General features: G+C 55.1%; 9 protein-coding genes and 1 pseudogene. All 10 read left to right on the top strand.

From position 1 onward, the window contains the following. Positions 1-821 (top strand): DUF2345 domain-containing protein (locus ACG0Z5_RS23275; RefSeq protein ID WP_394451467.1); only part of this gene is annotated, 821 nt, incomplete at its 5' end. Next, a complete protein-coding gene (locus ACG0Z5_RS23270) occupies positions 821-1,693 on the top strand; it encodes a hypothetical protein (RefSeq protein ID WP_394451465.1) in 873 nt (290 codons plus the stop codon). The genes ACG0Z5_RS23275 and ACG0Z5_RS23270, both read left to right, overlap by 1 nt. A gap of 21 nt (positions 1,694-1,714) precedes the next feature. Further along, a complete protein-coding gene (locus tag ACG0Z5_RS23265) occupies positions 1,715-4,825 on the top strand; it encodes a T6SS effector BTH_I2691 family protein (protein ID WP_394451463.1) in 3,111 nt (1,036 codons plus the stop codon). Between the two features lie 100 nt (positions 4,826-4,925). Then, positions 4,926-5,666, top strand: a complete 741-nt coding sequence (locus tag ACG0Z5_RS23260; RefSeq protein WP_394451471.1) for a DUF6708 domain-containing protein — start codon at positions 4,926-4,928, stop codon at positions 5,664-5,666. Between the two features lie 104 nt (positions 5,667-5,770). Next, complete coding sequence (locus ACG0Z5_RS23255; protein ID WP_394451469.1) at positions 5,771-6,511, top strand: DUF6708 domain-containing protein; 741 nt, start codon at positions 5,771-5,773, stop codon at positions 6,509-6,511. Positions 6,512-6,593: 82 nt separating this feature from the next. Beyond that, entirely contained in the window at positions 6,594-7,817 is a 1,224-nt protein-coding gene (locus ACG0Z5_RS23250; RefSeq protein WP_394451461.1) for a hypothetical protein, read from the top strand. Next, complete coding sequence (locus ACG0Z5_RS23245; protein WP_394451460.1) at positions 7,814-11,284, top strand: ImcF-related family protein; 3,471 nt, start codon at positions 7,814-7,816, stop codon at positions 11,282-11,284. Before ACG0Z5_RS23250 ends, ACG0Z5_RS23245 begins: the two co-directional genes overlap by 4 nt. Next, positions 11,284-12,879, top strand: coding sequence for a type VI secretion system protein TssA (gene tssA, locus ACG0Z5_RS23240; protein ID WP_394451459.1), 1,596 nt, complete (start codon positions 11,284-11,286; stop codon positions 12,877-12,879). The genes ACG0Z5_RS23245 and tssA overlap by 1 nt, the downstream gene beginning before the upstream one ends. A gap of 27 nt (positions 12,880-12,906) precedes the next feature. Further along, positions 12,907-13,176, top strand: a pseudogene (locus ACG0Z5_RS23235) (PAAR domain-containing protein); the annotation flags it as partial. Positions 13,177-13,283: 107 nt separating this feature from the next. Next, on the top strand, positions 13,284-13,953 hold a 670-nt coding region (locus ACG0Z5_RS23230), incomplete at its 3' end, for a type VI secretion system baseplate subunit TssF (protein WP_394451458.1).

Below are 13,953 nucleotides of genomic sequence, written 5' to 3'. Positions count from 1 at the left end.
AGGAGCATATCAAAGTCTCCACTGAGTACGGCGGCAAGAGCCAGCTGAATCTCGGACATTTAGTGGATGCTGAGAAGCAGAAGCGCGGTGAGGGTTTTGAGCTCAGAACCGACAGCTGGGGCGCTATTCGTGCACAGCAGGGTATTTTCATCACCGCAGATGCACAAATCAAAGGTCAGGGTCACGTTCTGGCGATGGATGCGGCGCTGGGGACACTCAATCAGGCGCAGCAGTTAGCGAAATCACTGAGCGATGCTGTCGCCACCGCACAGGCGGAACTGGCGCAGATCCAGGCGCAAAAAACATTGCTGGAATCCTCTCTCAAGGATCTGCAGCAGTCCGCGTTACTGATGAGCGCCCCGGACGGGATAGCTCAGGTATCACCGCAAAGTATTCAAATCAGCAGTGGACAGAACTTTATTCAGACCTCCGGAGAGAACAGTGACTTTAGCGTCTTCAAAAAATTCACCGTTGCGGCAGGTGAAATCATCAGTCTGTTTGCCAAAACGTTGGGCATCAAGATGTACGCCAATAAGGGTAAGGTTGATATTCAGGCGCAGGAGGATGCAATGATGCTGACGGCCCTGAAAGGCATGACCATCACCAGTAAAGACGATGAGGTGGTGATTCAGGCAAGCAAAAAAATCACCTTAAACTGCGGTAAAACTGCCGTGGTCATCGACCCGTCTGGCGTCAATATTCTGACGCCGGGCGATGTGAATGCCAAATCAGCCAGCCTGAATCATCAGGCATCACAAAGCTTCAGCCCGGCACAACCTGAACTACCACAGGCAGCCAGCTGTGTGGAGAGTGCGCTTTGATGGATACCCACATTCACTTAATTGATGCCCTGAATGCCAGGCGGAATGAATACCGCTACCTGATGCTTGATCCGCTAAAAAAGATGGCGAGCTGGGATCCTTTGCACGCAGACATGCTCAGGGATAGTCAGGGCAGCGATGCTCTGCGCAGGATATTGCGTCCGGATCTGGCCTGGTCGCCGGAGCATTGTCCGATTCTGTTGTTGCTCGCATCCCCGGGCGGATCTCTGGATGAAGGTCTGATCCGAAGCAGTGAAACCAGTGCATTCGGAGAAGCACTGTACGAGAAGCGCCATGTCTGCGGCTGGCTGAGTTCAGTGCTTTCGCCTGACGAAATGGCTGTCTGGCTGGCTGATTTGTGCAAACACATCAAACCGGGCGTCAGCATCCCTGTGTTCGAACCCCTTCGCCTTGAGCTGTTGCAGGCGACTGCTGACCCTAAGTTGCTGGCTGGCCTGCTTGCCGCGACGAGTCAGTGGCATTGGATGTCCTGTACGGGTGAACTGAGGACGCTGAGTGGTAAATCCAGTGATGATGCCTGGATGCTGAACTGGGGAGCTGAGCAGGCACAGGCTGAAGCGCGTAATATCTGGCGTTTGCTGTCTGCCTGGCATGAATCCAGTGACGCCTTACCTCCTGAGGCTGTGCGCCTTGCCGCTGATGCCTGGTCAGCCTCCGAAAAAGCGGGGCTGCATCATCTCAGCGACCGGCTGTGTCTGGCGCTCAATGCCCTGTCCCTGCCCGTTGATATCACTACACATGCTGCCGTACAGGCCCGGATGCAGGAAGCCGCGGAAAACCCGGCGCTGCACTTTACGCAACTGCTTCAGACCCTCCCGGACGCTGTCTGGCAGGAGCTGCATCAGGCATGACTCGACTGAGAAAGGAATTTGATGATGGATATGAAAGCACAGACAAATAAAAACGCAGCGGCAAGTCAGCAGGCAGCATCCACACCTTCAGGCTGTAAGTCGTGTGAGCGTAAGGGGGTTGCGATATATCCGCTGCGTGTGGCAGTAGTCCCGGCTTCTCTGGTTAATACCGGCTGGCATCCTGCCGTTCCTCACCAGGACACTAAGCTGAAAGGCGGTGAATTCAAATACGCCCTGCGTACACTGCGCGAAGGCTATGTGTATGTTCTGGCAGATAAACAGGTCTGGTATGCCTACCAGGTCACTCCGCAGGGCTTTTTGCGCATGTTTAATGCGAACGAAATGCCGGAAGGGGGAAACGTCGAGCCACTGAGTGCGGCCTGCCTGCAGCAGAACCATGATATCCGCAGCAGCTTTATCAATATCGATCCGAAGCATACCCATGCAGCCGTGGCCTTCAGCAATGACCCGTGGCCCCGTAAAGTGCTGGCGAAATATAAACAAGCCGGTGCCCCGGCACCGCGTTTTACACAAGTGACTATTGCTGGCGGGAAAACAGCGACAATTGAAGGTGCGGGGCGCAGCCTGACGCTTGATCCCACGCTCTCAACTCTGACAAAGAACGTGCTGGAGTTTGCGGCAGAAAAATTCCCGAGTATTGTCGGAAAAGAAGGGCAGCCCGATGGCGCGTATGGTTTTTACCCCCGAAGGGATATCAAGAAGCAGACGGCGCTGGGTAATAAGGTCGCGGAGCTACAGGAGCTGTACGGTGTAGTACATGCCATTGTGCTGGATGATGCTGTAGGGATGGTTCAGGAGCTTAACCACGCCCGTCTGGATGTGGTGGATGCGCTGGCGAAATATCGTTCTAAACCCGCGAATCTTCATCAGGGCACCATTTCCGATACCATTTTATCTATTCAGAAACTGATGACAAAACAGGTGGATGCGGATAAAAGCATTAAGCCTGTCACGATCCCGCCTTTTACCGATTCACCCTTCGATCAGGGAATAACCTTCAGCCGTGAGGATATGGTTGCCGCCACCAGGCGTTCTGCGCTGGAGAGGATGCAGGAATATTACAGCGAACCCAACCGCGCTAAATTTGCCCGGGATTTTAAAGCCGTGGTGGACGGCTATCAGCAAAAATTGACGGCGGTGGCGAAGGATCTGGATGCCTGGTATCACTCGGCTTTATGGCTGACGGTGATCAAACAGGACTATTCCCCGGTAACCAGCGTGATCAGCTGGGCGGCTCAACTTAACACGCTGGCCGCCAATTTGCAGGGGGCGATGGTAGGAATGGATAAGGACAAGTCGGCCTGGCATGACTGGGTGGAAAGTCCGGACAGTCCGCCATTTTTGTCTCTCCTTGGCAAACAGTCTGGGCTAATCGCGGCGGTCTACAACGGTTCAGCAAACTACACCAATATGAAGACCCTGCTGAACAGCCAGGAAGTCTGTGACTTTGTGGACAGCATCAACTTCAGCCAGCCCGTAAGCAGCCTGACGATGTCGATGAACGGCGCATTCAGCATGATTGGTGAGAAGATTTCCGCCAAAGCGAACGCAGGATTCGAGCGGGTACTTCAGGCAATGGCCTATGCTGCAGAAGGTGAACCTGCGGTTACTATTTTTTCGGGTGAAATTACCGTTCGTGAATTTCAGAATATCATGCTTAAGCAACTGGATGGGCACGGTCGTCCCGTTTGGGGGACTATGCGGGGAGGTACCACGACCACCCATGCCGGTACCTGGCTGCAGGTAACTGATCCCGCCATACTTGAGCGAAAAATTCAGGTACGCTATGCATCCTTACTGAAAGATATTGAATCACCGGTCTATAAGCAGGCAGCACGCAGTTCGGCGGCCCTGAGTAAAGGCTCGATGCTGAAAGACGGTAGCCAACTTTCTGGATTCCCGAACCTGATCCTCGCGCAAGATGCCGTAGATGCCTCTTTGGCAACGGGAGGCATGAGTATGACGCTGGGAGATACGCTGAGAATAGCCCGCCAGCAGTACCAGCTGCCGCGACGGGTATTCAGCAGCAGCGGACTGGGGTTTGTGTTAGGAGCCGTCATGCTGGGCCTGCAGAAAAGTGCCCTGGATGACAACCTTAAAGCGCTGAAGGAGGCCGTGCCGGGAGATTCACAAGCGGAGATGAAGCTGGCCTCCAGCGCGCTGATGGTGACGGCATCGGCGGTGGAAATGGTCGGATTTGGTCATATGATCGCCCGCTGGGGCACCAATCCCTGGGATGTAAAGCCCAATATGATAGTGCGTGGTGCTGAAATCTACGCCCATCCACTGATCCGGGTTGCTGGAGTGATTGGGGGCGTGGCGTCGATAGTAGATGGATTTGGGATGTATATGAGTGCTCAAGACGCAGGGGAAAATGGTGATTCAACTGCTAAAAATCTGTATTTGGGCGCTAGTTTTTTTACAATTTCTGCGGGTGGGGTTAGCATTTTTGCTGGGCTTGCTGGCGATTTCGCTTTGTTTGGCCCCATAGGTATCTGTATTGGGCTGGCCATTTTAGGTGCTGTACTGGCAACCATGGCGGCTGACGAAGTTCGTTCCCCGCTGGAAGTGTGGCTCAGCGATACCTGCTTCGGCCTCAAGCGTGGCAAACATGAGAAATATTGGGATGCTAATAGCCTTACCGATCTTCAGGCGGCGATGAAGGCGTACTACACCATTGCCAGTGGTGTTTCTGCACAGATACAGCGTGAAAGAATGGCGGAAGTTGTGCTCAATGCTGCCGGAACGGGGCTGGTGGCGGTGCAGGTGAAGTTGTCGGGATGCAGCAAGCTGGGCTCGGACTGGCTGATCGAACTGACTGCCAAAGGCAGCGGGGGCAGCCAGTTACTGGCGCAGTCGGCGTCTTCAGGGAAGGTGAATAACGTGAAAACCGCGGCTAAGCAGAGTTTTGATATCACGCCGATGGGAATGGGAACGACCTCTTTGTCTGCTGATTCAGTAATGAAAGAAAGATGGGAAACAAGCGGGCTACTGCTACAGGGGGAGTTTGCTTTTAACCGCATGAAGTTCAGCGATGTGGAGCTCAAAGTGACCTACTGGCCAGATAAGCTCAGGCCGGAAGAAAATCTGCAGCTCACCACTAGCGCTTAAGGCAATTAAGGATAAAACAATGTCACAGGATGCATTTTTTCAGAGCCAGAGTCATAGGCAACCAAAGCTTAATCCTCCTATCTACCGCTGGCAGGAAGATATGCCAGATAACAACCAGCCTCAGCTAGCACCTCCCCAACTGATTTGGTTAAATACTAAAAATAGTATCTGGATGGAGATCCCTCGTTATGAAGGCGTGATGTGGGGAGGTGTTTTGTTCATGATTTTTTTCTTTGCCGCTATTTTTATTTTTATTTTTATCGATTCTATCTCAATGCTAATTGATGACTTCGATTATGTTACATTTTCTATTATGCTGTTTTATTATTTGATGCTAGGTTCATTTGCTTTTTTATTTTATAAATTATATTTCATCATCCCGCGCGATCAGCCTATACGACTGAACAAACAACGACAGGCTATTTATACTTTCAATTATAAAAGAAAATGGTGGAATCCCTGGGCCAAATGGCCGACGACCATCAAAGACTTTAACTGGGCCGATGTTCACGGTGAAATGCGTTTCTCCAGCGATCGCTATACCGGAGGCTTTCAGCTATTCGCTTCCGTCTGTCAGCCAGGAACGCTGAATGTGGTGGAACGCTTCCAGATTGCCAGCGGTTCTCCTGCTCAGTTGCAGCAGCTCTGGAGCTATCTGTGCCTGTATATGAAAGGTGAACTGGTGCCGGATGAAGCAGTGAATAAAGGCCGTCCTGATTTCTGGTGCCCGCGTAAAGCGGACAAATGGCCGGCAGAAATGGAACGGGAATCCACCACTGAGCCGGATGCTGAACTTTCTGCTCCCCGCGCCTATAACGAACTATCGGATAAGACGAGCTAATCGCCAGTGCTAAGGACAAGATAATGTCACAGGACGAATTTTTTCAGAGCCAGAGTGAGGCTCTGCCAAAACTGAATCCTCCCATATATCGCTGGCAGGAGGATATGCCGGACAATAACCAGCCTCAGCTAGTGCCTCCCCAGCTTTTTTGGCTAAATACTAAAGATACTCTCTGGATGGAAATTCCTCGTTACGCAGGGGTTGTCTGGGGGGGGATGATTTTTGGTGCCATGATGACGTTGGCTATTATTGTTTTTATGACGGTTCTAGGATGGTTAATTGAGCAGGAACTTGGTGGGGAGGGGGTTTTAATTATTTATGCGGTTGGTGATTTCTTTCTAATCTCGCTGATGGCTATGTTTTTAAAAGTTTATTTTTTTGAACCTAGAGATCAACCCATTCGTCTGAACAAAAAAAGGCAGAAGATCTACACCTTTGACTATAAAAGAAAATGGTGGAATCCCTGGGCCAAATGGCCAACCACCGTCAAAGCCTATCACTGGGCAGATATTCATGGCGAGATGCGTTTTTCCAGCGACCGATATACCGGAGGCTTTCAGCTATTCGCTTCCGTCTGTCAGCCAGGAACGCTGAATGTGGTGGAACGCTTCCAGATTGCCAGCGGTTCTCCTGCTCAGTTGCAGCAACTCTGGAGCTACCTGTGCCTGTATATGAAAGGCGAACCGGTGCCGGATGAAGCAGTGAATAAAGGCCGTCCTGATTTCTGGTGCCCGCGTAAAGCGGACAAATGGCCGGAGGATATGGATCTTGAATCCACTACCGCCCCCGGTGGCGAGCAACCATCTGTTTCCCACCAAAAAGCGTTACCCGACTTTGTAACATAAATTCTGGTCGTATCCGGTGAGGGAGATCATCGGATACCGCTTATCAGCTTTCCATTGCCGTTACCCACAATAAGAACAGCGTATGCCCGTCGATTTAAAAAACATGCCTGATGTCAGCGTCAGGCCTGCATCCCCCAAATTTGCCCGCTGGATGGTGGTGCTGATGATCCTGACTGGATTCAGTATCGTCATTTCCCGTCTGGTGACGGGCAAAAATAACGTATTGCTGACCGTGGGCGTGCCCGCGATTGTGCTTGGTGGGCTGCTGTTTATTTTGTTCGTGATTTATCTGCTGCGTGCAATTTCCGCCAATGCCCGGGACAGGGAGCGGGAACAGACGATCCTCAAAGACGTTCGTCGTGGCAGACGTGCGCTGCAAATTCTGGCGACCGAATGCTGCACTGCACACTCCTCTGCGGATAAACCGTTCACGGCCATTGGTAGCAATCTCGTGAAAAACGAGAATGTCTTTTATCCCCAGCTATCCTGGCGCGGGGAGGAAGATACCCGCCTGAGTCAGATAGCGCGTACTGGGGGAGCCAAAGAAGAGCGGCATCTCCAGGCGTTATTCAGGGCACTAACCCGCAAACTGGCGCAGCCGCTGTCTTTCCTGCCAGCAGACAAGTCCGTAATGGTGATTCTGGAACACTCCTCGTCTGTATCTGAAGAGAAAGCCTTCGCACTTTTCTGGGATGCGTGGCAACAGTCAGGTATTCAGCAACCTGTTTCTACCCTTGCCGGGAGCGGTGCGCAGGCGATTGATGACTGGCTCGACCATCATATCCGCAGCGAGGCTGTCATTCTGGTGGTGTCGTGGCAGTACGCACCGCTCAATACCTCAATGTCCGCTGAAGCTATAAGCGGAATACTGCTGGGGAACCGACTGACGCAGGACATCCTTCCCCCGCTGGCCTTTCTTCACCGCCCGGAAGCCGGAGAAGGAGATCCTGACGCGTTGCACTATGCCGTTTCTCAGGCACTCGACTGGGTACCGGTTAACGCCGAAAAGCCGGAGCATCTGTGGCTCAGCGGGGTTGATGCTGAAACCGAAGCACATGCCACTTTGATGAAAGGCATTGGTGCTGCAGGTTTGAAAAACGTCGACCCGCTGACGGGTTTTCATAATTTTAATGATTTTCTGGGTGATCCCGGTAACGCAGCGCTCTGGCTTGCCGTGGCAGGTGCCGCACAATCAATACACCAACAACCGGCACATCACTTACTGATTAGCCGCGATCAACAAACTGGAAAGGTCTGGAATATGGTTGTATCCCCTGTGTCTTCCGCTAAGGAGGGCGAAGCATGAGGCGCTTCCTCTCGCTTTTTAAAAAACCGGAAATTGTGTTCTGGCTTTTGGTGTTAGCTGCGCTGGTTTGCAGCCTTGCCGTGGTGGGTATCGTTTACTGGCAGCCTGAAAGACTTCAGCTCATAAGGGATACTTCGGTCTGGTATGCCTGGCTGAGCGGTTCTGTGGCCGCGAGCATCGCGCTGACCCTAACTGGAGTATTTCTGTTCTTTGGGGCGCGCGCTGAGGGTAAGCGTAGTTTCAGTAACGAGCGACAACATGCGCAGGGTGATGATGTAAAGGTGTCACCAAAAGAAGAGATGATTTCCGTATCTGCTGCCGTGTCTGGCTGTCAACAGATTCGCGCCCACCTTCGCCGTCGCTACCACTTCTTCTGGCGTCGTAAAGTCCGCCTGCTGCTAATCACTGGCGACGAAGCAGCAATCGAACAGCTGGTACCTGGCCTGCAGGAAAACCAGTGGCTTGAAGGTAACCGTACCGTTCTGATTTACGGCGGGAGTCTGACTGCTGAGCCCGATAAGGAAAAATATACCGCGCTGCGTAAACTGCGCCGTGGCCGACCACTGGACGGGATTGTCCGCGTCATGCCGCAGTCGCTTAACCTCACCCCACAAATCAGCGACAACGATTTACGTGGACTGGAAAAAATCAGTGAACTGCTCCGTTATTCCGCCTCGGTCTGGCTGTGGCAGCTGTGCGACAGTAAGTGGCCGCAGGCAAAACGCCCTGAACAGACGGTAGGGGTCAGTTTCCCGCTGCGTGCTAAGTCTGACGATATTACCCGCCAGCTTGAGCTGATGCTGCCGACCCTGCGAACGCAGGGGGTGAGTCAGGTCACAGAGAACAACAGCCACGACTTCCTGCTGCGCCTGGGCCAGCATCTCAAAGACGGCGGTATCGCCCGCTGGGCTCAGCAACTGGTGCCCTGGCTGTCTGCCTCCCAGCAGCGCGTTCCGCTGCGCGGCCTGATGTTCAGCCTGCCGGACTGCCACCCTGTTCATACGTCTGAGGGAACAGCCGACGCTGAGAAATATATCCCTGAATCACAACGCCATGCCCTGACCCTGCCGGCAACCTGGCAGGGCATTGTGGATGACTGTACCCGCGTGCGTGGGCGCCGTGTCGGTATGGCCTGGGAGCAGACGCTGGCCTGGACGCTGATGGCCATTATCGGTGTCTGGGGGGCGGGAACGCTGCTGTCATTTATGCTTAACCGGTCGCAGATAGTCTCTGTCGCTGAGCAGGCTCACGCCCTGGTGGAGCACCCTTCCGTATCGGATTATCAGCTGACCGCACTGCATACGCTGCGTAATGACGCCGGTCGTCTGCAGCACCGTATTCAGGAAGGCGCGCCCTGGTATCAGCGCTTTGGTCTGGACCATAATCAGCAACTGCTCGATGCGATGCTGCCCTGGTACGGCGTGGCGAACAACCGCCTGATCCGCGACCCGGCAAATGCCGCCCTGACGCAGAAGCTCAGCGCGCTGGCAAACTCAGCCCCCAACAGCGACCAGCGGGCACAGCTGGCGAAGCCGGGCTATGACCAGCTGAAAGCCTGGCTGATGATGGCCCGTCCGGATAAAGCCGACGGCGCGTATTACGCGCAGACCATGAAAGCCGTGCAGCCGACGCGCACGGGCATCTCAACCGGTCTGTGGCAAAGCCTGTCGCCGGATTTGTGGGCCTTTTACATCACCGAACTGCCTGAGCAGCCACAGTGGAAAATCACCCCGGACACACAACTGGTCAGCCAGAGCCGTCAGGTGCTGTTGCAGCAAATCGGGCGTCGCAACGCCGAAAGCACCCTGTACGAGAACATGCTCAAGTCCGTGCGTCGTAACTTCGCCGACGTATCTCTGGAAGACATGACCAGCGGGACCGACGCTCGCCGCCTGTTCACCACCGAGGAAGTGGTGCCGGGTATGTTCACCCGCCAGGCGTGGGAAGGGGGCATCCAGCAGGCTATCGAGAAGGCCGCAAATTCCCGCCGGGATGAAATTGACTGGGTGCTGAGTGACAGCCGGAAAGCGGTTTCCTCAGACCTGTCACCGGAAGCCCTGAAAGCGCGCCTGACGCAACGTTACTTCACCGATTTTGCCGGCAGCTGGCTGAGCTTCCTCAACAGCCTGCGACTTAATCCGGCAAACAACATAGCGGACGTCACCGACCAGCTGACGCTGATGAGTGATGTCCGTCAGTCTCCGTTGATTGCCCTGATGAATACCATCGCCTGGCAGGGACAGACCGGCCAGCACAACGAAGGCCTTTCGGATTCCATCATCAAATCGGCTAAAGACCTGGTCGGCGGAAAAGACAAACCTGCGATTGACCAGTCTGCATCAGGCCCGCAGGGGCCGCTCGATGAAACCTTTGGCCCACTGCTTCAGCTACTGGGCAAAAACCAGGGCAGCAACGTCATGTCAGCGGATAACACGCTGAGTCTGCAGAGCTACCTGACCCGTATCACCCGTGTGCGTCTGCGTCTCCAACAGGTGGCCAGCGCCTCCGACCCGCAGGAAATGATGCAGACTCTGGCACAGACCGTGTTCCAGGGAAAAAGCGTGGACCTGACCGACACCCAGCAGTACGGCAGCCTGATTTCGGCAAGCCTGGGCGAAGAGTGGAGCGGATTTGGCAGCACGATGTTTGTGCAGCCACTGACTCAGGCCTGGGAGACCGTGCTGCAACCCTCTGCCGCCAGTCTCAATGACAAATGGAGCCGCGCCGTGGTGACGAACTGGCACACCGCCTTTGACGGGCGTTTCCCGTTCGCGGCGAGCAAAAGTGATGCCTCTTTGCCGATGCTGGCTGAATTTGTACGCAAGGACAGCGGACGTATTGAACGCTTCCTGACGACGGAGCTCAGCGGCGTGCTGCACAAAGAGGGCAGCCAGTGGGTGCCGGATAAGGTCAACAGCCAGGGACTGAGCTTTAACCCGGCCTTCCTGAAGGCCGTTAATCAGTTGAGCCAGCTGTCAGACATTCTGTTCACCGACGGCAGTCAGGGCATCAGCTTTGAGCTGCAGGCGCGCCCTGTGCCGCAGGTGGTGGAAACCCAGCTGACCATCGATGGCCAGAAGTTGCACTATTTCAATCAGATGGCAGACTGGCAGAGCTTCCGCTGGCCGGGAGATACCTATAAGCCGGGGACGATGCTGACCTGGACCACCGTTAACGCCGGTGCACGCCTGTTCGGGGATTACAGCGGGACCTGGGGCTTTATTCGCTGGCTGGAGCAGGGTAAACGGCGACAACTTGACCGCAGCCAGTGGATGATGAGCTTTACCGCGCCGGACGGTCGTACCCTGCAGTGGGTGCTGCGCTCACAGCTGGGCAAAGGGCCGCTGGCACTGCTGGCACTTCGCGGCTTTACGCTACCGGACCAGATATTCAGTGTCGACAGCGCGGCCACGGCTCAGGCGCTGATGGTCAACACAGGAAACAGTGACATGGATGGAGTCGAATAATGAGCACACTGCAGGATCTGGTCGCCGCCTGTCAGGCTGAGGACACTCAGCTGCGGCAACAGGCGCAGGCACGCATGGAAAACTGGCAGCCCTGGCTTGCTCCGGTAAATGACGCCAGTCTGACCGGAGAAGACCCGGGATATGACGATGATTTTCAGCGCATTCGGGAGGAGGTCAATAAACTTTCCGGTATCGATACCGGGCTGATTTGCACACTCGCCGAAAAATTGCTGACCACCACGGCCAAAGATATCCGGATTGCCACCTATTACTGCTGGGCGCGTCTGCACCAGGACGGGGAAACCGGCTTTGCCGAAGGGCTTGAGCTGCTGGCGGGATTGCTGCAGCGCTATGGTACGCAGCTTCATCCGCAGCGTGAGCGGAGCCGTAAACCGGCGCTGGAGTGGCTCGCAGGCTCTCGTGTTCTGGACAGCCTGTCACTCTGGCCGGAAGTGGTACGCGACGATGCACTGCGCACAGCCGGTGCGCTGCTGCTCATCCACGACAGCCTGGAGTCAGAGCCGGAAGCGTCACGGCCAGAACTGAATACCCTTTACAGCGCACTGGAGTCCCGCCTGATGAAGGCCGGTGGTGTGGATGCCGTGGTACCACAGAACGCAGGTAACAAGGCACAGACCTCCACACATACGACAGAATCTGACGCGCCTGTCCTGAGCCGAATTACCTCCGGTCAGGATTTGCTGGCCCAGGCCCGTACCCTGACGGAATATCTGCGTGAGCAGCCCGATGGCTGGCTTGCCGCACACCGGCTGATGAAAAGCCTGCGGCATGACACGCTGAGTGCTATACCGGCGCCGGATGCCGAAGGAAAAACGCGCATCGAACCGCCGCGGGCGGACCAGCGGGCGATGCTCAAACGGCTGTATCTGCAACAGAGCTGGCTGGAGATACTGGAGCAGGCAGACAGCACCTTCTCGCGTGGCGCCAATCACCTCTGGCTGGATTTGCAGTGGTATATCCATCAGGCTCTGATGAAATCGGGGCAGGATGTACTGGCCGATATCATCGCCGCCGACCTGAAAGGGCTGCTGTGTCGCCTCACCGGACTTGAAACCCTGGCCTTTAATGACGGGACGCCGTTTGCCGATGAGGTCACGCTGAACTGGATAAATCAGAGCGTGCTGGACGATATGCCAGGCTGGCGGGATGAACCGGTCAGTGCCGTCGGTGAGACGGATAACGATATCCTGGCTCTCGAGCCGGAAGCGCTGGAGAAAGCGGATACTGACGGACTGGATGCCACACTTCACTGGCTGCAGACCCGCCCTGGCGCGGACTCAGCGAAAGACAAATGGCTGCTGCGCCTCCTGATGGCTCGTGTGGCTGAACAGAAGGGTAAGAATGAACTGGCCCTGCATCTGTTGGGAGAGCTCGACAGTACCGCACAGTCAATCACCCTCACGCAGTGGACACCGGCACTGCTGTTTGAAGTGAAATCACGCCGCCTCAGGCTGCTGCGCATGAAAGCCACACGCAGTGAAACCGATAAATCACGGCTTCAGCCCGAGATGGATTTGCTTCTGTCCGGTCTGATTGCGCTCGATCCGGCCAGCAGTGCCGTGCTTTGCGGTTGAATGGTTGATGAACTCAGGGAGTGAAAAATGGCGAAAGGTTATTATCTGGTAAAGGGTGACATGACCACCTGCGGTGGAAAAATTCTTGAAGGTGATCCGACCGATACCGTCATGGGGGTCCCTGTAGCCCGGGAGCAGGAGAATGTGACCTGTGGAAAGCATGCCGGGACTTACAAAATAGTGGGACATATCCCGAACAATAATGCCAACGGGCGAAAATATGCCGGCTCGCTGCACAGTTCCAGCAGTTGTCCCTGCGGCGCAAAATTTATCCCTTCCCGGCATGAACGTACTTACGGTGGATAAGCACACTGCCAGCTATCGTGATGCTCCTGCACCGCATGCTGAACATATTACAGGGTACCGCTGTGCCCTGAACCCCAGGATAACAAAGCAGAGATATTATGGATGACTTAACCCTGCGTTATTATGACGCTGAAATGCGCTACCTGCTGGAAGCCGGCGAAGAGTTTGCCCGTGCTCATCCTGAGCAGGCGGCAATGCTCAATCTCGATAAAGCGGGGGCGCGCGACCCGTACGTAGAGCGGCTGTTTGAAGGCTTTGCCTTCCTGATGGGACGCCTGCGCGAGAAGCTCGACGATGACCTGCCTGAACTGACCGAAGGGCTGGTCAGCCTGTTGTGGCCGCATTACCTGCGTACCATTCCGTCAATGTCGGTGGTGGAGTTCACCCCTGACTGGCGTGAAATGAAAGAGCAGATGCGCATCGTCAAAGGCTTTGAGGTGAACTCGCGGCCGATTGGTGAGAAAGGCACGCGCTGCCGGTACACCACCACCAAAGAGATTACCCTCCAGCCGTTGTCGCTGGAGCACGCCCGCCTATCGACTGACCCTGACGGGCGTTCGGTCATCAGCCTGCGCTTTAACTGTAGCCACCTGGCCGACTGGAGCCGGGTCGATCTCAGCCAGCTCCCTTTCTACTTCAACGCAGACGCCCCGCTGGCCTGCGCCATGCATGAGGCATTTACCATGAACACGGCCCGCCTGTGGTTGCGGATGCCGGGTGACATGGACAGAAGACCGCTCGACGGGTATTTCACCGCGCTGGGATTTG

The sequence above is a fragment of the Scandinavium sp. M-37 genome, assembly GCF_043558715.1.
Lineage (GTDB): Bacteria > Pseudomonadota > Gammaproteobacteria > Enterobacterales > Enterobacteriaceae > Scandinavium > Scandinavium vulneris_A.
The sequence above is the reverse complement of the archived record's forward strand: the minus strand, read 5'-3'. Positions and strand labels throughout refer to the sequence as shown.